Below are 19507 nucleotides of genomic sequence, written 5' to 3' on the forward strand. Positions count from 1 at the left end.
CACTCCATCCAGAAACACCGACGCAGAAGATCCTGACACCCGGGGTAATCCGTGAAAAAGCTCTCCGCACGACGACGCCATCCGCTGGCGGCGGTCGTCGTTCTACTCTTCGCGCTGGCGGTCACTGGGGGGCTGTACGCCGCCTTCGCGCCCGCGGGCAATGCGCAGGCCGACGAAACCGCCCAGTCCCTCGCCATCGAGGAGGGCCAGAAGCTCTACGCCGTCGGCTGCGCAAGCTGCCACGGAACCGGCGGTCAGGGTTCCTCTGACGGCCCGAGCCTGGTCGGCGTCGGCTCCGCAGCCGTCGACTTCCAGGTGAGCACGGGCCGCATGCCCGCCCAGCAGCCCGGCGCCCAGGTGCCGAAGAAGCCCGTCATCTACACGCAGGCGCAGACCGACCAGCTGGCCGCGTACATCGCGTCCCTCGGTGCCGGTCCGATCACGCCGCACGAGAAGCAGTACGACCCGGCCGGCGCCGACATCGCCAAGGGTGGTGAGCTGTTCCGCAACAACTGCGCGCAGTGTCACAACTTCACCGGTGAGGGCGGCGCGCTGACGAACGGCAAGTACGCCCCGAACCTCGATGGCGTCGAGCCGAAGCACATCTACGAGGCCATGCTCACCGGCCCGCAGAACATGCCCTCCTTCCCGGACAGCACCATGCCGGAGAAGCAGAAGAAGGACATCATCGCGTACCTCCAGAACGTCAACGGCGAAAAGTCGACCAACCCCGGCGGCCTCAAGCTCGGTGGCCTCGGCCCCGTCTCCGAGGGCCTGTTCGGCTGGGTCTTCGCTCTGGGTGCGCTGATCGCTGTCGCCGTCTGGGTCGCGGCCCACACCGCTAAGGCCAAGAAGTCATGAGTAGCCAAGACATTCCCGAAGAGAAGCACCTGCCGAGCGAGCAGGGCGACGCGCACCACGGTGGCGTGGCAGTGGCGGACGATCCGTTCGCGGACCCGGGTCTGCCGGTTCACAGGCCGCGCATCCAGGACATCGACGAGCGGGCCGCGAAGCGCTCCGAGCGCACGGTGGCCATGCTGTTCACCCTGTCGATGCTGGCCACGATCGGGTTCATCGCCTCGTTCGTGATCCTCCCGGTCGACAAGATCGTTTACATCTTCCCCATCGGGAAGGTGAGCGCGCTCAACTTCGCCCTGGGCATGACCCTGGGCACGGCGCTCTTCTGCATCGGCGCGGGTGCGGTCCACTGGGCCCGCACCCTGATGTCCGACGTGGAGATCGCCGAAGAGCGCCACAACATCGCGGCCACGCCCGAGGCGCGCGCCAAGGCCAAGCAGAACTTCAAGGACGGCGCCCGCGAGTCGGGCATCGGCCGTCGGCCGCTGATCCGCAACACGCTGCTCGGTGCGCTGGCCATGCTGCCGCTCTCCGCCGTCGTGATCCTGCGCGACCTGGGCCCGCTGCCCGAGGACAAGCTCCGCAAGACGATCTGGGCCAAGGGCAAGCTGCTCATCAACCAGAACACGATGGAGCCGCTGCGTCCCGAGGACGTGCTCGTCGGTTCGCTGACCTTCGCCATGCCGGAAGGCCTGGAGGAGGACGCGCACGACTTCCAGGTGCAGATCGCCAAGGCCGCCCTGATGATCGTCCGCATCAAGCCGGAGGACATCAAGGACAAGCAGGAACTGGAGTGGTCCCACGACGGCATCGTGGCCTACTCCAAGATCTGCACCCACGTCGGCTGCCCCATCAGCCTGTACGAGCAGCAGACGCACCACGTGCTCTGCCCGTGCCACCAGTCCACCTTCGACCTCTCCGACGGCGCCCGAGTCATCTTCGGCCCGGCTGGTCACGCGCTCCCGCAGCTGCGGATCGGCGTCAATGACGAAGGTTTCCTCGAGGCGCTCAGCGACTTCGAAGAGCCCGTCGGTCCTGCATTCTGGGAGCGCGGATGAGCACTGCCACAGAAACCAACGAGCGCAAGGCTCCGGCCGGTGAACGTGTCACCGACTGGATCGACGGCCGGATGGGCATTCACAGCCTGGGCAAGGCCGGCCTGCGCAAGATCTTCCCGGACCACTGGTCCTTCATGCTCGGTGAGATCTGCCTGTTCAGCTTCATCATCATCATCCTCACGGGTGTGTACCTGACGCTGTTCTTCCACCCGAGCATGAACGAGGTCGTCTACCACGGCTCGTACGTCCCCATGCAGGGCGTCACGATGTCCGAGGCCTTCGCCTCGACGCTGGACATCAGCTTCGACGTCCGCGGTGGTCTGCTCATGCGCCAGATCCACCACTGGGCGGCGCTGATCTTCGTCGCGGCGATGCTCGTGCACATGATGCGCGTGTTCTTCACCGGCGCGTTCCGCAAGCCGCGCGAGATCAACTGGATCTTCGGCTTCCTCCTGCTGGTCCTCGGCATGTTCACCGGTTTCACCGGTTACTCCCTGCCGGACGACCTGCTCTCGGGCACCGGTGTCCGCTTCATGCAGGGCGCGATCCTGTCCGTGCCGGTCGTCGGCACGTACATCTCGTTCTTCCTCTTCGGCGGCGAGTTCCCGGGCGGCGACTTCGTCTCCCGGTTCTACTCGGTCCACATCCTGCTGCTGCCGGGCATCATGATGGGCCTGCTGGTGGCCCACCTGATCCTCGTCGTGTACCACAAGCACACCCAGTTCGCGGGTCCGGGCAAGACCGAGAAGAACGTCGTCGGCCTGCCGCTGCTGCCGGTCTACGCGGCCAAGGCCGGAGGCTTCTTCTTCCTGAACTTCGGCATCATCGCGGCCGTCTCGGCGATCGCGTCGATCAACCCGATCTGGGCCATCGGCCCGTACCGCCCGGACCACGTGTCCACCGGTGCGCAGCCCGACTGGTACATGGGCATGCCCGAAGGCCTGATCCGTGCCATGCCGGGCTGGGAGATCAACCTGTGGGGCCACACGCTCGTCCTGGGCGTGTTCATCCCACTGCTGCTCTTCCCGCTGGTGCTCGGCGCCATCGCCGTCTGGCCGTTCATCGAGTCGTGGGTCACCGGGGACAAGCGCGAGCACCACATCCTGGACCGCCCGCGCAACGTCCCGACCCGTACGGCCTTCGGTGTCGCCTGGATCGCGGAGTACATCGTGCTCCTCATCGGCGGCGGCAACGACCTGTTCGCCCAGTACTTCCACCTGTCGATCAACTCGATCACCTGGTTCGTCCGGATCGGCTTCTTCGTCGTCCCGGTCCTCGCCTTCATCGTCACCAAGCGGATCTGCCTCGGCCTCCAGCGCCGGGACCACGACAAGGTGCTGCACGGTCGCGAGACCGGCGTCATCAAGCGCCTGCCGCACGGTGAGTTCGTCGAGATCCACGAGCCGCTCTCGCAGGGCAAGCTGCACCAGCTGACCGCGCACGAGCAGTACGCGCCGATCGAGCTCGGCCCGACGGTCGACGAGAACGGTGTCGAGCGCAAGGTGAAGCCGCTCGAGAAGCTCAAGGCGAAGCTGAGCAAGGGGTTCTACGCGGAGGGCAGCCAGATCCAGAAGCCCACCGTGGAGGAGTACAAGGAGATCCAGAGCGGCCACGGCCACCACTGACCTCCCCAGTCGCCACAGACGCACGCGTGCCCCGCTGGTTTCCAGCGGGGCACGCGTGTTTTTCCATGGCTTCGTCACCGCTTTAGCGCCTGCCCCCAGGCTTCTCACGGCACCAGAACCTGCCAAGAGACACGAGAGGGGGCAGTCCCATCACTGTTCCGATAGCCACCGACACGCCCATGAGCGCGGACACGGTCCGCACGGCGGTGGGCGCAGTCCTGGAGGACTTCCTCACCGCCAAGGGCAACGCCAACGACAGACCGGAACTGCGCAGCCTGGCGGAGCTGCTCCGGGACTTCACCTCCGAGGGCAAGCGCCTGCGCCCGCTGCTCTGCGCGATCGGCTGGAAGGCTGTCGGAGGCGGTGCCGGCACGGAAGCACTGTTCCGCGTCGCGGCCTCTCTGGAGATGTTCCACGCCTTCACACTGATCCACGACGACGTGATGGACCAGAGCGACACCCGCCGGGGACGCCCCACCATCCACCAGGCCCTGGCTTCCGGCCACGGCGACCGGGAACCGGGCCGGCGCGACCGGCTCGGGGAGAACGCCGCGATCCTCGTCGGCGACCTCGCCCTGATCTGGTCGGACGAACTGCTCTTCAAGGGCGCGGCGGCCGAGGACCGGCTCCTGCCCGTGCTGCGGGTCGTCGCCGAGATGCGCACCGAGGTCATGCTCGGCCAGTACCTCGACCTGCGGGCCACCGGTGAACTCAGCACCGACGTCGAGGCGACGCTGCTGGTCAACCGGTTCAAGACGGCGAAGTACACCATCGAGCGCCCCCTGCACATCGGCGCGGCCCTGGCCGGCGCGGACGCCGCGGCCATGGAGGCCTTCACCCGTTACGCCCTGCCGCTGGGCGAGGCCTTCCAACTGCGCGACGACCTCCTCGGCGTGTACGGCGACCCGCGGCTGACCGGCAAGTCCCGGCTCGACGACCTCCGCGAGGGCAAGCGCACCACGCTCGTCGCCCTCGCGCTGGGCGCCGCGGACGCGGAGCAGGAGGCCCGGCTGCGGGCGCTCATCGGCAACCCGCTGCTCGACGAGGCGGACGCGGAGGAAGCGCGCGCGCTCTTCGCCGCGACCGGTGCCCGCGAGGGCGTCGAGCAGATGATCGAGGAGCGCCGCGCCCGTGCGGTCGCCGCCCTCGAAGGATCTCCGTTCACCCAGGAGGCGATCCGCGACCTGACGGACATCGCCGGTACGGCCACTGCGAGGAACTCATGACGACCACCAGCATGATGCGTTACTGGGCGGAGAGCACCGAGCGCTTCCGCGACCTCTTCGCCCGCGACTTCGACCACCGGCCCACCATGGTCGAGCTCGACGGGGCACAGCTGCGGGAGGTCATCGACGCGTGCAACCGCGCGGTGGCGCCGCTCGGGAAGAACATCTCGGACGAGCGCTGGATCTCGTACATGGACGTGGTCCGCTGGTCCCAGAGCGCCCGCCACGTGCAGGACGTCGAAGCCTTCAAGGCGGTCTGCATCCTCAACTGCGTGACCTTCGTGTGGGACGACATGGACCCGGCCCTGCACGACTTCGACGCCTTCCTGCCGGAGATCCGCAAGATCTGCGAGCACTACTACGAGCCGGACGAGGTCTGGTTCGCCTACGAGGCGGCCCGCGCCTTCGTCGTGAGCGACAACATGTTCCGGGACTCGGACATCAAACGGGTCCTGTGCGAGACCTCCCCCGAGCAGTACTTCCGGTTCCGGGTGACCGACGTCGGCGTGGACTTCTGGATGAAGATGTCCTACCAGATCTACCGCCACGCGGACTTCTCCGAGCACGCCAAGAGCGGGCTCGCCGCCCGGATGACCACGCGCGGACTGGCGATCGTCAACGACTTCTACTCCTACGACAGGGAGATCGCCCTCGGGCAGGTCACCAACTGCTTCCGGCTCTGCGACGTCGCCGACGAGCGCGCGTTCAAGGAGTTCTTCGACGCCCGCCTCGCGGACATCGAGGAGGACGTCCGGTGCATCAAGGAGTTCGACCCGGTCTCCCGCGACGTGATGCTCGACCTCATCTACGGCAACTTCATCTGGACGACCAGCAACAAGCGCTACAAGGCGGCCGTCAACGACGTCAACTCGCGGATCCAGTGAAAGGCGTCCAGATGCCGGCCCCGGCCCCCTCGGTCTCCCACGCGCCCGCCGCGGACACGCGCGACTGGACCGTGGCCAAGGCGCCCGGCGCCGTCCCCCTGCTCGGGCACACCCTCGCGCTCTGGAAGGACCCGCTCGGCTTCCTCGCGTCCCTGCCGGCCCACGGCGACCTGGTGGAGCTCAGGCTCGGGCCCAAGCGGGCCTACCTCGCCTGCCACCCGGACCTGGTCCGGCACATCCTGCTCAGCCCCCGCACGTACGACAAGGGAGGCGTGTTCGACAAGGCCAGGCAGCTGCTCGGCAACAGCCTCTCGGTCTCCCGCGGCGAGGAGCACCGCCGCCAGCGCCGCCTGATCCAGCCCGCGTTCCAGCCGGCCAGGCTCGCCGCGTACACGAACTCGGTGGCCGCGGACACGGCCCGGACCATCGAGTCGTGGGAGCCCGGGCAGGTCCTGGACGTCTCCGACGCGATGCACGTCCTGCTGATGCGCGTCGCCGCGCGGACCCTGTTCTCCGCCGGGCTGGACGACGCCACCACGGACGAGGCCCGCGAGTGCCTGCGCACCGTGTCCCAGGGCATCTACAAGCGGACCGTCGCGCCCGTCGGCGTCATGGAGAAACTGCCCACGCCCGGCAACCGGCGCTACGACGAGTCCAACCGCAGGCTCCGGGAGATCGTCGACGAGATGATCAAGGCGCGGCGGGGCCACGAGGGCGGGGACGAGGACCTGCTCTCCATCCTGCTGAACGTGGAGCACCCGCAGACCGGGGAGCGCCTGAGCGAGGCCCAGATCCTCGACCAGGTGGTCACCTTCCTCGTCGCGGGCAGCGAGACGACCGCCTCCACCCTCGCCTTCGTCTTCCACCTGCTGGGCCGCCACCCCGAGGCGGAGCGCCGGATGCAGGACGAGATCGACCGGGTGCTCGACGGCCGCCCGGCGCTCTTCGACGACCTGCCGGACCTCCCGTACACCAAGGGGGTCATCACCGAGGCCCTGCGGCTCTACCCGCCGTCCTGGCTGTCGATGCGGGTGGCCGCGCAGGACGTGGAGATCGGCGGCCACCGGATCGCCGAGGGAACGATGATCATGTACAGCTCCTACGCGCTGCACCACAACGCGGAGCTGTTCCCCGACCCGGAGCGCTTCGACCCCGAGCGCTGGCTCCCGCCCCGCCTCGCGGAGGTCCCCCGGGGTGCGCTCGTGCCCTTCGGCCACGGCGCCCACAAGTGCATCGGGGACGTCCTGGCGCTGGCCGAGACCACGCTCATCGTCAGCACCATCGCGAACGGCTGGCGCCTGAGGCCCGTACCCGGTACGGAACTGCGCCCGCAGCCCAAGGCCACGCTGGAGCCCGGGCCCCTGCCCATGAGGTGCGAACCGCGCCGCCGCACGACGAAGGACACCGACGGATGAAGACGCTGCGGGACAAGACGGCGACCCGCGAGTGGCGGGTGGCCCGGGCACCGGGCGCGCTCCCGCTGCTCGGCAACGCGCTGTCCATGGGCAGGGACCCCGTCCGGTTCCTGTCCTCGCTGCCGCGCCACGGAGACCTGGTCGAACTGCGGATCGGCGGCAAGCGCACCTTCCTGCCCTGCCACCCGGAGCTCATCCAGCAGGTGCTGCTGAACGCCCGCGTCTTCGACACGGGCGGTCCGATGAAGGAGAAGGCCCGGCCGATCCTCGGCAACGGCCTGATCACCTCGGACTGGGCCGACCACAAGCGCCAGCGCCGGCTGGTGCAGCCGGCCTTCCACCCGGCCCGCATCGCCACGTACGCGCACGTGATGCAGGAGGAGGTGGAGGCGCAGGCCGGCACGTGGACGGCCGGCCAGGTCGTCGACGTCAACGAGGTGACCCAGGCGCTGACCGCCCGGATCACGGCGCGGGCCCTGTTCGCCCTCGACATCGCCCCGCACGCGGTCGCGGTCATCCAGCACTGCCTGCCGGTCATCGTCCGCGGCGCCTACCGCAACGCGGTGGATCCGACGGGCCTGCTGGGCAAGCTGCCGACCCCGGCCAACCGGGAGTTCGCGCGGGCGCTGGAGCAGATGCACGAGCTGATCGACGGGATCGTCGAGGACTACCGCACCTCGGACCGGGACCGCGGCGACCTGGTGTCGGCCCTGCTCGCGGCCGAGGACCCGGAGAGCGGCGAGAAGCTCTCCGACCAGGAGGTCCACGACCAGGTCATGACCCTGCTGCTGGCCGGCATCGAGACCACGGCCTCCGCCCTGACCTGGGCGCTGCACCTGCTCGCGCAGAACCCGGAGGCGGAGTCGCGGCTGCACGCCGAGCTGGACCACGTGCTGGGGGGTCCGGGGGAGCGGTTCCCCGAGTTCAAGGACATCCCCGAGCTGCGGTACACGCAGCGGGTCTTCACCGAGACCCTGCGGCTGTACCCGCCGGCCTGGATCTACACCCGGACCACGACCACGGCCACCGAGCTGGGGGGTGTCCCGCTCATGCCGGGCGACGACATCATCATCAGCCCGTACGTGGTGCACCGGATCCCCGGGCTGTTCCCCCGGCCGGAGCACTTCGATCCGGACCGCTGGCTCCCCGACCGGGCCAAGGACGTGGCCCGCGGCGCCTACGTGCCGTTCGGCGCGGGCAGCCGCAAGTGCATCGGCGACGTCTTCGGCATCACCGAGGCCACGCTGGCGCTGGCGGCCATCGCGTCCAAGTGGCGGCTGCGCCCCGTGCCCGGCACGCGCGTCAAGCCGAGGCCGCACATGAGCCTGTCCACCGGGCCCCTGCCCATGCGGGTGGAACCGCGCTGACCGCACTGGCCGCACTGACCGGGCTGACCGCGGTGTGCGAAGGCGAGCCGGGCCCCGGAGAACGGGGCCCGGCTCGCGCGCGTGCGCGGTGGCCGAGTTCCGGTCCCGCGTGTCCGCCCTTCGGGACGGGGCTCATTGCGGTCTCCGGGGCTGGATAGGCTGAAGGCCTTCCCATTCGACTGGGCATCCAGACCAGCAGCAGGAGCGGACCATGAACGTGGTGACCCCGGCAGGCGGCGACAGCGTGGCGGCCCGCGGCTGGCCGGGTGTGCTCGAAGCCCTGCTGTCCGGCCGGGACCTCGGCGCCGACGACTCGGCCTGGGCCATGGACCGGATCATGCGGGGAGAGGCCACCGACGCCCAGATCGCCGGTTTCGCGGTCGCGCTGCGGGCCAAGGGGGAGACGGTCGCGGAGATCACCGGCCTCGTCCGGGCGATGTACGCGCACGCGAACCTGATCGAGGTGCCGGGCCGGACGGTGGACATCGTCGGCACCGGCGGCGACGGCGCCAAGACGGTCAACATCTCCACCATGTCGGCGATCGTCGTGGCCGGTACGGGCGCCAAGGTGGTCAAGCACGGCAACCGGGCCTCCTCCTCGGCCAGCGGGTCCTCGGACGTCCTGGAGAAGCTGGGCGTCAACCTCGACCTGACCCCGGCGCGGGTCGCCGAGGTCGTCGAGGAGGCCGGGATCACCTTCTGCTTCGCGGTCAAGTTCCACCCCGCGCTGCGGCACGTGGCCGCGGCCCGCAAGGAGCTGGGCATCCGGACGACCTTCAACTTCCTCGGCCCGCTGACGAACCCGGCCAAGGTGCGGGCGCAGGCCACCGGTGTCGCCGACGCCCGGATCGCCCCGATCGTGGCGGGCGTGCTGGCGGAGCGCGGCTCCTCGGCGCTGGTCTTCCGCGGCGACGACGGCCTCGACGAGCTCACCACCACGGCTACCTCGCGGGTCTGGTGGGTCCGCGACGGCGGGGTCACGGAGCAGTCCTTCGACCCGCGCGACATCGGCATCCAACTGGTCGACGTCTCCGCGCTCCGCGGCGAGGACGCCTCGTACAACGCGGACGTCGCCCGCCGCCTGCTGGCCGGCGAGCCCGGCCCGGTCCGCGACGCGGTCCTGCTGAACTCGGCGGCTGCCCTGGTCGCCCTCGACCCGGGCACGGGCACGCTGGAGGAGCAGCTCGCGGCGGGCGTCGCGCGGGCGGCCGGGGCGATCGACTCGGGCGCGGCCCGCGAGTCGCTGGCGCGCTGGGTGGCGGCGAGCAACGCCTGAGCGGCCGGCGCGGGGTTCGCGGGTTCGCGCTCCGAGCACGGCGTGGAACAGGAGACCCCGGTCCGCCATGTGGACCGGGGTCTTGCGTCGGCGGGATCTTGTGGCAGGATGCTCAGCAGGTCACGAGTGACAGCGTTTTGGCCCCGGCTTGCTGTCCGGCAACCCTCCTTCCGTGGCGGGGTGCCCCGGGTGATGACCAGGTCGTGGGCAGTGAGGTCTACGGCAAGCGCGGATCCCTCGAACACCAGGGGTCCTGGTCTCTCGAGGAGCGTTTTCCGTGAGCAAGCGAATGCGATAGGGCGACTCAGCCCCTTCTTAAACCCTCGGAACAGGGTCACTTTTGCGTACCCCGAGTACGCCACCCGACTCCGAGGCACTCCCGTACCCCCGGACGGCCGCAGCGCCGTACCCGCGTACGGGCATTTTCGAAGCCATTCACCCCTGCCTGCCGGGAGATACCGCCATGTCCGCGACCCTGAACGCCGCCGCGACCAGCACCATCGCGACCGCCGCCGCCGCCGTCACCACCGCCGTCACCGTCGACCCCGCCTGTGCCGAGCCGCTTCCGGTCCTCGGCCGCGACGTCACCGTGCCGCTCGTCACCGGCGGCGAAGTCACCTACGCCGCCCTCGACTACGCGGCCAGCGCCCCCGCCCTGCAGCGCGTCTGGGACGACGTGGCCGCCTACGCCCCGTACTACGGCAGCGTGCACCGCGGCGCCGGGTACCTCTCGCAGCTCTCCACCGACCTGTTCGAGCAGAGCCGCGTCACCGTCGCCGAGTTCCTGGACTGCCGCCCCACCGACCAGGTGATCTTCACCCGGTCCACCACCGACTCCCTCAACCTGCTCGCCGCCGTCGTGCCCGCCGACTGCCAGGTCTTCGTCTTCGAGACCGAGCACCACGCCTCGCTGCTGCCCTGGACGAACGCGCAGGTCACCTACCTCAACGCCCCCCGCACCCCGGACGAGGCCGTCGCCACCCTGGAGCGGGCGCTCGCCGACCGCACCGCATCAATTGAAGGGGGCCACGGCCCCGCCCTGGTCTGCGTCACCGGCGCCTCCAACGTCACCGGCGAGCTGTGGCCCGTCAAGGAGCTCGCCGCCGTCGCCCACGCCCACGGCGCCCGCATCGTCCTGGACGCCGCCCAGCTGGCCCCGCACCACCCCGTCTCGGTCCAGGACCTCGACGTCGACTGGGTCGCCTTCTCCGGGCACAAGCTCTACGCGCCCTTCGGCTCGGGCGTGCTCGCCGGCCGCGCGGACTGGCTCCAGCAGGCCGAGCCGTACCTGGCCGGCGGCGGCGCCTCCCGCAAGGTGACGCGACGCGTCAGCGGGGAGGATGCCGGCGGCGTCGACGTCGAGTGGCACACCACCGCCGCCCGCCACGAGGCCGGCTCCCCGAACGTCATCGGCGTCTACTCCATCGCCGCCGCCTGCAAGGCGCTGAACGAGGCGGGCTTCGACAGCCTTGTCGCCCGCGAGCGGCACCTCATCGCCAAGGTCCGGGACGGCCTGGCCGAGGTCCCGGCGGTCCGCGTCCTGTCCCTCTTCGGCGACGACGCCCCCCGCGTCGGCGTCATCTCCTTCGTGGTGGACGGCTGGAACAGCTCCCACTTCGCCGCCGCGCTCTCCGCCGAGTACGGGATCGGCGTGCGCGACGGTCTGTTCTGCGCCCACCCGCTGGTCCGCACCCTGCTCGGCAGCGAGCCGCAGGAGCCGGGCGAGTGCGGCGCCCCGGAGGCGGCCCCGGGGGAGCGCTCGCTGAACGCGATCCGCGTCAGCTTCGGCGCCGGCACCCCCGACGAGCACGTGGAGCGCTTCGTCCGCGCGGTCAAGGAGCTCGTCGCGGACGGCGCGAAGTGGCAGTACCGCACCGAAGAGGGCCGCTGCGTCCCGGCCGTCTGACAGGCTGCCGGGCATGACGTACTGGGACCCGATACCGACCCTGCGGGCTTCCGTCGGCGAGCCGCTGCCCCTGTGGCGGGCGACCTCGTGAGCAGGGCCTGGTCCCTGCCGGAACTGTGAGCCGCCGGACGGCGAACCGCTACGCGTCCAGGCCGATCGCGAAGGCCGCTTCCAGGTCGTGCTGGGAGTACGTGCGGAACGCGACGTGCGTGTCCGTGGCCTCGACGCCCGGGATCTTGCTGATGCGGCCCGGGATGACGTCCGCCAGGGCCTCGTGGCGGGCCACGCGGACCAGCGCGATCAGGTCGTAGGTGCCCGTCACGGAGTAGACCTCGCTGACGTTCTCCAGCGCGGCGATGGCCTCGGCGATCTCGGGGATCCGGTCCACGCTGGTCTTGATGAGCACGAGTGCGGTGATCACGGTTGGCTGTCTCCCTCGCCTGCGGGCACTGTCCGCCTCACTCTAGCCCCACGCCTGTAGCGCACCCACGCGTAGAGGAAGCCCACCGAGAAGCCCACCACGTGGGCCAGATAGGCCACGCCCGGACCGCTTCCCGCCCGGTGCGCCGCCAGCCACTGCAGGGCGAACCAGAACAGTAGGACGATCCACGCGGGGAACCGCAGCGGCACGAAGAAGAGGAACGGGAACAGGCTCGTCACGCGCGCCCCGGGGAACAGGCACAGGAAGGCCCCCAGCACCGCTGAGATCGCCCCGGAGGCCCCGACGAGGGTCTGGTCGGAGGAGGCGTTCGCCGCCGCGTACGCGGCCAGGGCCAGGTAGCCCGTACAGACGTAGAAGCAGAGGAACCCCGCCCGGCCCATGCGCTGCTCCGTCATCGCCCCGAAGACGAAGAGGAAGAGCATGTTGCCCAGCAGGTGGAGCCAGCTGCCGTGCACGAACAGGGCCGTCAGCGGGGTCAGCAGCGCCCTGCCGCCGCCCGCGAACAGCTCGTCCGGGACCACGCCCCAGCGCCGGAAGTACGCCGTCCCCGTCGCCAGCAGCTCATCATCCGTCCCGTAGACCGGATTGAGCCCCGACGCCGGGCTCAGCACGAACACCACACAGCAGCCGGCGATCAGCGCGTGGGTGACCACCGGTCCCCGCGCGGCCTCGCGTACGGCCCGCCACCTTACGATCATGCGACCGAGCATGACCCAGCCGGGCCCGCCCGCGAGCGCGGCAGGCCGTAGGGTTACGAGCTACGCACGCACGCGCGCACACGGCGCGGCCGTGTGCGCGAACCGAAGGAGAGAACGGCCTGATGACGGTTCCCCTGCCGACCGACACCACCCGGTGGCGCTGCACCCTGTGCGGCAACCTCACGCGCTTCGACGTCACCCGTTCGTCGAAGGTCGTCGAGTACGTCCACCTGGACCTCGCCGGGGAGCCCAAGGTCGAGGAGCGCGAGGTGGTCAATGAGACCATCGAGTCGGTGCGCTGCCGTTGGTGCAACGCGGTGGACCAGATCGAGCTCGTGGACAGGCCGGGCGCGGACTCCTGACGGAGCCCCGCCCTCAGGTGAATGACGGTAGGGGTGACGGATTGTGGAGCCAGCAAGCGGCGCTGAGCCGGCCGACGCGGCCGGCGACGCCGCCGAGGTGCTCGACCGCCCGCTGCCGGAAGGCGTGCGGCGCCGGGTCGTCGCGCTCGTCTCGGACGCCTTCGGCGGTCTGACGGTCGCCGACCTCCCGGCGCAACTGCGCCAGTACGCGCGGTTCACCCCGACCCGGCGCGCCAAGTTCGCGGGCAATGCCATGGCCACGGCCGTGGAGAGCGACCCCGTCTTCCGCGGCCGGGTCGCCGAGAAGCTCCGCGAGGCGCAGGCCGAGCTGGCCGGGGCGCTGGAGTCGGGCGCCCCGCCCGCCGCCGCCGACCCGCTGGACGTGGCGGCCGCCGCCTACGTCCTGCGGCCGGCCGGCTGGGCCAAGCTCGTGGCCGCCGCCGGCGAGGAGGCGCAGCGCGCCGACGCCGAGCGGGTCGACGAGGAGGCGCGCCGGGAGATGGACCGGCTCCGCGAGGAGCTGGCCCACGTACGGGAGTCGCAGCGCGCGGGCGGCGACCAGGTGCGGGCCGATCTGGACGCGGCGCGCAAGGAAGCGGAATCGCTTCAGCGCAAGCTGCGCAGCGCCCTGAGCGACGTCAAGCGGGGCGACGCGGCCCTGCGCAAGCTCAACGCCGAGATCGACGGCATCCGTGCCGAGGCGGCCGCGCAGGTGATCACCGCCGAGAGCGAGAGCCGGCGGCTCAAGTCCCGCCTCGCGGAGGTGGAGACGGCGCTGGAGACCTCGCGCCGGGCCACCCGCGAGGGGCGCAGCATCGAGGACATGCGGCTGCGGCTGCTGCTGGACACCGTGCTGGACGCGGCCGCGGGGCTGCGCCGGGAGCTCGCACTGCCGCCGGTGTCCACCCGGCCCGCCGACACGGTGGAGGCGGTGGAGCCGGGCCGGATGACCCCCAAGGACATCGCGGCGCGCGCCCTGTCGGAGACCGACCCGGCGCTGCTGGACCAGCTGTTGGCGCTGCCCCAGGCGCACCTGGTGATCGACGGCTACAACGTCACCAAGACCGGCTACCCGACGATGCCGCTGGAGAAGCAGCGGCTGCGGCTGCTGGGCGGGCTGTCGATGCTCGCCGCGCAGACGGGCGCCGAGATGACCTGTGTCTTCGACGGGGCGGAGCTGGCGGCCCCGGTGCTGCTCGCGCCGCCGCGCGGGGTGCGGGTGCTGTTCTCCAAGGCCGGGGTGACCGCGGACGAGCTGATCCGCCAGCTGGTGCGTGCCGAGCCGCCCGGCCGGCCGGTGGTCGTGGTCTCCACGGACCGGGAGGTCGCCGACGGGGTGGCCAAGGCGGGTGCGCGGCCGGTGACGTCCGCCTTGTTGCTGAAGCGGCTTTCGCGCGTTTCGTAACGGGTGGCCCTGATGCCGGAATTGGCATGTGATCGGGGGGACGGACCGTCAAGTCGTCGGCACAGAGCGTGCGCTCTTGGTAAAGAAGCTGGTCGGAGGGCGAAATTTTTCCCGGCAGGATTTGAACTGATCACAGAAGGGTCACTAGGGTCACCTCAAACCTTCGTGCGGTAGTTCACTCATTCGGGGTGACAGCGAAGGTGTCGCCGAGCTTGCGTTCTTCGGCGGCTCGAGGAAGAAGGAGCTCGCCTTCGTGGCGTCCCACCGTCGACCCAAGCAGCCGACCCGCACTCGCGCGACCGTGCTCACCGTCACCGCCGCCGCCGCCGTGGTCCTCTCCGGCCAGGCCGCCAACGCCGCCCCGGCGAAGCCGAGCAAGGACGAGGTCAAGACCAAAGTCGACGCCCTCTACGAAGAGGCGGAGCAGGCGACCGAGAAGTTCAACGGCGCCCAGACGCGCCAGGACGCCCTCGAGAAGGAGATCGGGCAGCTCCAGGACCAGGTCGCCCGCGGCCAGGGCGAGCTCAACACCCTGCGCGGCACCATAGGTTCGATGGCCAACGCCCAGTACCGCACCGGTGGCATAGACCAGTCCCTCGCGCTGTTCCTCTCCGCCGACCCGGACAACTACCTCGACAAGGCCTCCACGCTGGAGCAGCTGAGCGGCAAGCAGGTCGAGTCGGTCCAGAAGATCCAGGCCAAGCAGCGCAGCCTCGCGCAGCAGCGCCAGGAGGCCGCCGGCAAGCTCGCCGACCTCGACGCCACCCGCAAGGAGCTGGCCGAGAAGAAGAAGGTCTCGACGGACAAGCTCGCCGAGGCCCAGGCCCTCCTCAACTCGCTGACCGCGCAGGAGCGCGCGCAGCTCAAGGAGGAGGCCAAGAAGGAGAGCGGCAGCGCGGCCGAGCAGGCCGAGCTCAGCAACGTGAAGGGCTCGGGACGGGCGGCGGACGCGCTGCGGGCCGCCGTGACCAAGAACGGCAAGGCCTACGTCCGCGGCGGCACCGGCCCGAACGCGTTCGACTGCTCCGGCCTCACGCAGTGGGCCTACAAGCAGGCCGGCATCACCATCGGCCGCACCACCTTCGACCAGGTCAAGGAAGGCCCGAAGATCAGCCTGAGCGAGCTCCAGCCCGGAGACCTGGTCTTCTACTCGAACCTCCAGCACGTCGGGCTGTACGCGGGCAACGGCAAGGTCTTCCACGCCGCCAACCCCAGCGCCGGCGTCCTGTACGGATCCCTCAGCGGATTCGCGTACGGGGTCCGCGTCGGCAGCTGACGCCCGCCCCGCCCCCGGTCCGCGGGGGACGCGCCGCACACCGCCCATCCGGGCGAATTACGGAGCCCCGATCTGACCACACGCCCCGCCGGTGACCTGCGTCTCCGGCGGGGCGTCACTGTGCGTGCCCGTCGAGGACGTTGGCCGGCACCCTCCGGCGCCGCTACTGTCTGCCACCGCGGAACCCGGCACACGGCCGTCCACGGGGGGCGGACCCGGTCCCGCGCAGCGGAAGGGAGCGGTTCTCACGTGGCGTCCCATCGCCGGTCCGGGCCCAGCGTCCTCGACCGGAACACGAAGGTCACCGTCCTCACCGCCGCCGCGGCAGGAGCGGCGGTCGCCATGACGGGCGCACCCGCGAGTGCGGCCCCGGGCCTCCCGCTCGAGCCCCCGGCCGGCGCCCGCGCCCAGGTCGACCGGCTCTTCGAGGAGGCCGAGCAGGCCACCGAGCGCTTCAACCAGGCGGGCGAGAAGGCCGACGGGCTGCGCACCGAAGTCGGCCGGGTCCAGGACGCGGTGGCCCGCGGCCAGGACCGCATCAACACCATGCGCGGGGTGCTCGGCGCCTACGCCGGAGCCCAGTACCGGGCGGGCGGCATCGACCCCGCGGTCGAGCTGATGCTCTCCGACGACCCCGACGAGTACCTCGCCAAGGCCTCCGCCCTCGACCGGCTGACCGGCCGCCAGGCCCGCCGGCTGGACGAACTGCGCTCCGAGCAGCGCCGGCTCGGCCAGGAGCGCCAGGACGCCTCCCGCAAACTCGCCGAACTCGACGCCCTGCGCGCCGAGGTGGCGAAGGAGAAGCGCGCCGTCACCGCCAAGCTCGCCGCCGCCCGCCGGCTGCTCAACGCGATGCCCACCGAGGAGCGCGCCGACTTCGAGCGCGCCTCGCGCTCCGGCGGCCGTCCCGAGGGCCTGCCGGACCTGCCCGGCGCCGCCTCCCAGGGCCCCTCCTCCGGCCGCGCCGCCACCGCCGTGATGGCGGCCCGCTCCGCCGTCGGCCGGCCCTACGTGTGGGGTTCCACCGGCCCCACCGGATTCGACTGCTCCGGGCTGATGGTGTGGTCCTACCGCCAGGCGGGCGTCGCACTGCCGCGCACCTCGCAGGCGCAGCGGCACGCCGGGCAGCGGGTCTCCCTCTCGGAGGCGCGCCCGGGCGACCTCGTGACGTACCGCTCGGACGCCAGCCACGTCGGCATGTACGTGGGCAACGGCCAGGTGGTGCACGCCCCGTACCCGGGAGCGCGGGTGCGCTACGACCCGGTCGGGATGATGCCGGTGTCCTCGGTGACGCGGCCCTGAGGGTCCTCCTGCGTACGATCGGGTGATGTTCCCGGGCCTTGGCCGGCTGTGCCGCCTCCTTCCGCGCGCACTGCCGCTGCTCCTGCTGTGCGTGCCGCTCGCCGGCTGCGACTCCGGTTCCGCTTCCGGTTCCGCTTCCCGTCCGGCGGGCGCCACGGAGCGGGCGGTGCGCGGCGCCGTCGCCGCCTGGTCGGCGGCCCCGCCCGAGCGGCTCGCGGCGGTCCCGCTGGAGGACTGGTCCTACGAGGTCACCTCGGTCCGGGAGGAAGGCGTACGGGCCTTCGCGCGGGCCCGGCTGGGCTACCGGCTCACCGGCTACGACACCGCGGCCCCCGCCGGATCGGACCGCGAGGTCGAGCTCGCCCGGGACGCGGACTCCTGGAAGGTGGTGGCCGACCGGCCCGCCCCGGGCGCCGCGCCCCAGCTGTGGGACCAGGGTCCGGTGACCGTGGAGCGCGGGACGTACGCCCTGGTGCTCGGCGGGGCCGGCCAGAGCTCCGCCGCCCTGTCCGCGATCGCGCGGGAGGCCGACGTGGCGGTGCCCGCCGCGAGCGCCGCCTGGCCGCGGCCGTGGGCCGGCCGGGTCGTGGTGCTCGTCCCCGGCACCCTCGACGCGATGGCGGCGCTGCTGGGCCGGCCGGCCGCCGAGTACCGGGGCCTGGGCGCCGTCACCACCGGGCGGACCGGCCCCGGGCCGGCCCCCGCCGACCGGGTCGTCGTCAACCCGGAGGGGTACGCCCAGCTCACGGCGGAGGGCCGCCAGGTCATCCTGACCCACGAGACCACCCACGTCGCCACCCGCGCCGCGACCACGGGGCGGACCCCGCTGTGGCTCTCCGAGGGCTTCGCGGACTGGGCGGCGTACCGGGGCGGACAGCGGACCCCCGCCGAGGCCGCCCCGGCGCTCGCCCGGGCGGTGCGGCGCGGGGACCTGCCGGGCGCGCTCCCCGCCGACGGGGCCTTCGCCTTCGGAGGGGACGCGGAGGCGCTGGCGAGGGCGTACGAGGGCTCCTGGATGGCCTGCCGGCTCATCGCGGGCACGTGGGGCGACGCCGCGCTCGTCGACCTGTACGCGAAGGCCGGGAGCGAGCCGCTGCCCGCGGCCTTGGAGGAGGTCCTCGGGACGGACGCCGACGGGCTGGCCGGAGCCTGGCGCCGCGAGCTCGCCCGCGAGCTCCGGTAGGGTCGCGAAGCGATGCACAAGACGCTGATCGTGACCAACGACTTCCCGCCGCGGCCGGGGGGCATCCAGGCCTTCCTCCACAACATGGCGCTGCGGCTGGACCCCGACCGCGTCGTCGTCTACGCCTCCACCTGGAAGCACTCCGCCGAGGGCCGGGAAGCCACCGCCGCCTTCGACGCGGAGCAGCCCTTCCAGGTCGTGCGCGACCGGACGACGATGCTGCTGCCCACCCCGAGGGTGACCCGGCGGGCGGTGGGCCTGCTGCGCGAACACGGCTGCGAGTCCGTGTGGTTCGGGGCCGCGGCCCCGCTCGGCCTGATGGGCCCCGCGCTGCGCCGGGCCGGCGCCCGGCGGATCGTGGCGACCACGCACGGGCACGAGGCGGGCTGGGCCCAGCTGCCGGGCGCCAGGCAGCTGCTGCGGCGCATCGGCGAGGGCACGGACACGCTGACCTACCTGGGCGAGTACACGCGTTCGCGGATCGCCTCGGCCGTGACGGACCGGGCGGCGGCGCGGATGGCGCAGCTCCCGCCCGGAGTCGACGAGAAGACCTTCCACCCCGGGTCGGGCGGGGACGCGGTCCGGGCCCGGCTCGGGCTGTCGGACCGGCCGGTCGTGGTGTGCGTCTCGCGCCTCGTCCCCCGCAAGGGCCAGGACACCCTGATCGAGGCGATGCCGCGGATCCTGGCGGCGGTGCCCGACGCGGTGCTGCTCGTCGTGGGCGGCGGCCCGTACGGGGCGGACCTGCGCAAGCTGGCCGCCGCCACGGGGGTCGCCTCCTCGGTGGTCTTCACGGGCGCGGTCCCGTGGTCGGAACTGCCCGCCCACTACGGCGCGGGCGACGTCTTCGCGATGCCGTGCCGCACCCGGCGGGGCGGGCTGGACGTGGAGGGCCTGGGCATCGTCTACCTCGAAGCCTCCGCGACGGGCCTGCCCGTGGTCGCGGGCGACTCGGGCGGGGCCCCGGACGCGGTGCTGGACGGGGAGACGGGCTGGGTGGTGCCCGGCGGCGCCCCGGCGGACGCGGCGGACCGCGTCGTGGCCCTGCTCCGGGACCCCGACCTGCGCCGCCGCATGGGCGAGCGCGGCCGGGCCTGGGTCGAGGAGAAGTGGCGCTGGGACCTGCTGGCGGACCGGCTGCGCGAGCTGCTCTGAGAGCCCGCCCAGGGCCCTTCCGGTAGCAGAAGGGGTGAGGACCGGCCATGGCTGACCGTCACTCAGATA

The 19507-nt window shown here is 71.7% G+C and carries 17 protein-coding genes and 1 riboswitch; of the genes, 15 read left to right on the forward strand and 2 right to left on the reverse strand.

The window, feature by feature from the left end; translation table 11 throughout:
* Nucleotides 1-51: 51 nt before the first annotated feature.
* The 9 genes from DRB89_RS02355 (at nt 52) to DRB89_RS02395 (ending at nt 11615) form a co-directional block, all read left to right on the forward strand.
* Nucleotides 52-861: a c-type cytochrome gene (locus tag DRB89_RS02355; RefSeq protein WP_112446374.1), complete on the forward strand. Its 810-nt coding sequence runs from the start codon at nt 52-54 to the stop codon at nt 859-861.
* On the forward strand, nt 858-1916 hold the full coding sequence (locus tag DRB89_RS02360; RefSeq protein ID WP_112446373.1) for a Rieske 2Fe-2S domain-containing protein: 1059 nt from the start codon (nt 858-860) through the stop codon (nt 1914-1916). The genes DRB89_RS02355 and DRB89_RS02360 overlap by 4 nt, the downstream gene beginning before the upstream one ends.
* Entirely contained in the window at nt 1913-3541 is a 1629-nt protein-coding gene (locus tag DRB89_RS02365) for a ubiquinol-cytochrome c reductase cytochrome b subunit (RefSeq protein WP_112446372.1), read from the forward strand. Before DRB89_RS02360 ends, DRB89_RS02365 begins: the two co-directional genes overlap by 4 nt.
* Before the next feature lie 179 nt (nt 3542-3720).
* A complete protein-coding gene (locus DRB89_RS02370) occupies nt 3721-4767 on the forward strand; it encodes a polyprenyl synthetase family protein (RefSeq protein ID WP_112446371.1) in 1047 nt (348 codons plus the stop codon).
* Nucleotides 4764-5651: a hypothetical protein gene (locus tag DRB89_RS02375; RefSeq protein WP_112446370.1), complete on the forward strand. Its 888-nt coding sequence runs from the start codon at nt 4764-4766 to the stop codon at nt 5649-5651. Before DRB89_RS02370 ends, DRB89_RS02375 begins: the two co-directional genes overlap by 4 nt.
* An 11-nt stretch (nt 5652-5662) precedes the next feature.
* Nucleotides 5663-7066 (forward strand): cytochrome P450, encoded by a 1404-nt coding sequence (locus tag DRB89_RS02380; RefSeq protein WP_112446369.1) that lies wholly within the window; start codon nt 5663-5665, stop codon nt 7064-7066.
* On the forward strand, nt 7063-8433 hold the full coding sequence (locus DRB89_RS02385) for a cytochrome P450 (protein ID WP_112446368.1): 1371 nt from the start codon (nt 7063-7065) through the stop codon (nt 8431-8433). Before DRB89_RS02380 ends, DRB89_RS02385 begins: the two co-directional genes overlap by 4 nt.
* 211 nt (nt 8434-8644) lie before the next feature.
* Nucleotides 8645-9709, forward strand: coding sequence for an anthranilate phosphoribosyltransferase (gene trpD, locus DRB89_RS02390; RefSeq protein ID WP_112446367.1), 1065 nt, complete (start codon nt 8645-8647; stop codon nt 9707-9709).
* 118 nt (nt 9710-9827) lie between these two features.
* A riboswitch (SAM riboswitch) is annotated at nt 9828-9944 on the forward strand.
* 228 nt (nt 9945-10172) lie between these two features.
* A complete protein-coding gene (locus tag DRB89_RS02395) occupies nt 10173-11615 on the forward strand; it encodes an aminotransferase class V-fold PLP-dependent enzyme (protein WP_239515986.1) in 1443 nt (480 codons plus the stop codon).
* Between the two features lie 139 nt (nt 11616-11754).
* Here the strand turns inward: DRB89_RS02395 and DRB89_RS02400 are convergent, their stop codons facing one another.
* Complete coding sequence (locus tag DRB89_RS02400) at nt 11755-12036, reverse strand: Lrp/AsnC ligand binding domain-containing protein (RefSeq protein ID WP_112446366.1); 282 nt, start codon at nt 12034-12036, stop codon at nt 11755-11757.
* The gene (locus DRB89_RS02405; protein ID WP_112453128.1) at nt 12033-12755 is read right to left on the reverse strand and encodes a rhomboid family intramembrane serine protease; all 723 of its coding nucleotides are present in this window, start codon (nt 12753-12755) and stop codon (nt 12033-12035) included. Before DRB89_RS02405 ends, DRB89_RS02400 begins: the two co-directional genes overlap by 4 nt.
* 122 nt (nt 12756-12877) lie before the next feature.
* On the opposite strand from DRB89_RS02405, the gene DRB89_RS02410 reads away from it, so the two are divergent.
* The 6 genes from DRB89_RS02410 (at nt 12878) to DRB89_RS02435 (ending at nt 19438) form a co-directional block, all read left to right on the forward strand.
* A complete protein-coding gene (locus tag DRB89_RS02410; RefSeq protein ID WP_008738811.1) occupies nt 12878-13117 on the forward strand; it encodes a hypothetical protein in 240 nt (79 codons plus the stop codon).
* Nucleotides 13118-13157: 40 nt separating this feature from the next.
* Nucleotides 13158-14522: an NYN domain-containing protein gene (locus DRB89_RS02415; RefSeq protein ID WP_112446365.1), complete on the forward strand. Its 1365-nt coding sequence runs from the start codon at nt 13158-13160 to the stop codon at nt 14520-14522.
* A 253-nt stretch (nt 14523-14775) separates the two neighbouring features.
* Nucleotides 14776-15798, forward strand: coding sequence for a C40 family peptidase (locus tag DRB89_RS02420; RefSeq protein WP_112446364.1), 1023 nt, complete (start codon nt 14776-14778; stop codon nt 15796-15798).
* 249 nt (nt 15799-16047) lie between these two features.
* Nucleotides 16048-17100 (forward strand): C40 family peptidase, encoded by a 1053-nt coding sequence (locus DRB89_RS02425; protein WP_112446363.1) that lies wholly within the window; start codon nt 16048-16050, stop codon nt 17098-17100.
* 25 nt (nt 17101-17125) lie between these two features.
* Nucleotides 17126-18283, forward strand: a complete 1158-nt coding sequence (locus DRB89_RS02430; protein ID WP_112446362.1) for a hypothetical protein — start codon at nt 17126-17128, stop codon at nt 18281-18283.
* Nucleotides 18284-18295: 12 nt separating this feature from the next.
* Nucleotides 18296-19438 (forward strand): glycosyltransferase family 4 protein, encoded by a 1143-nt coding sequence (locus tag DRB89_RS02435; protein WP_112446361.1) that lies wholly within the window; start codon nt 18296-18298, stop codon nt 19436-19438.
* Nucleotides 19439-19507: the final 69 nt, after the last annotated feature.

The sequence above is a fragment of the Streptomyces sp. ICC4 genome (assembly GCF_003287915.1).
Lineage (GTDB): Bacteria > Actinomycetota > Actinomycetes > Streptomycetales > Streptomycetaceae > Streptomyces > Streptomyces tritrimontium.

Bases quoted from the DNA above. Each gene is read 5' to 3' on its own strand.
- DRB89_RS02395 (WP_239515986.1), top strand. From the start codon at position 10,173: ATGTCCGCGACCCTGAACGCCGCCGCGACCAGCACCATCGCGACCGCC.
- DRB89_RS02370 (WP_112446371.1), top strand. From the start codon at position 3,721: ATGAGCGCGGACACGGTCCGCACGGCGGTGGGCGCAGTCCTGGAGGAC.
- trpD (WP_112446367.1), top strand. From the start codon at position 8,645: ATGAACGTGGTGACCCCGGCAGGCGGCGACAGCGTGGCGGCCCGCGGC.
- DRB89_RS02380 (WP_112446369.1), top strand. From the start codon at position 5,663: ATGCCGGCCCCGGCCCCCTCGGTCTCCCACGCGCCCGCCGCGGACACG.
- DRB89_RS02430 (WP_112446362.1), top strand. From the start codon at position 17,126: ATGTTCCCGGGCCTTGGCCGGCTGTGCCGCCTCCTTCCGCGCGCACTG.
- DRB89_RS02385 (WP_112446368.1), top strand. From the start codon at position 7,063: ATGAAGACGCTGCGGGACAAGACGGCGACCCGCGAGTGGCGGGTGGCC.
- DRB89_RS02435 (WP_112446361.1), top strand. From the start codon at position 18,296: ATGCACAAGACGCTGATCGTGACCAACGACTTCCCGCCGCGGCCGGGG.
- DRB89_RS02375 (WP_112446370.1), top strand. From the start codon at position 4,764: ATGACGACCACCAGCATGATGCGTTACTGGGCGGAGAGCACCGAGCGC.
- DRB89_RS02360 (WP_112446373.1), top strand. From the start codon at position 858: ATGAGTAGCCAAGACATTCCCGAAGAGAAGCACCTGCCGAGCGAGCAG.
- DRB89_RS02405 (WP_112453128.1), bottom strand. From the start codon at position 12,755: ATGATCGTAAGGTGGCGGGCCGTACGCGAGGCCGCGCGGGGACCGGTG.
- DRB89_RS02410 (WP_008738811.1), top strand. From the start codon at position 12,878: ATGACGGTTCCCCTGCCGACCGACACCACCCGGTGGCGCTGCACCCTG.
- DRB89_RS02365 (WP_112446372.1), top strand. From the start codon at position 1,913: ATGAGCACTGCCACAGAAACCAACGAGCGCAAGGCTCCGGCCGGTGAA.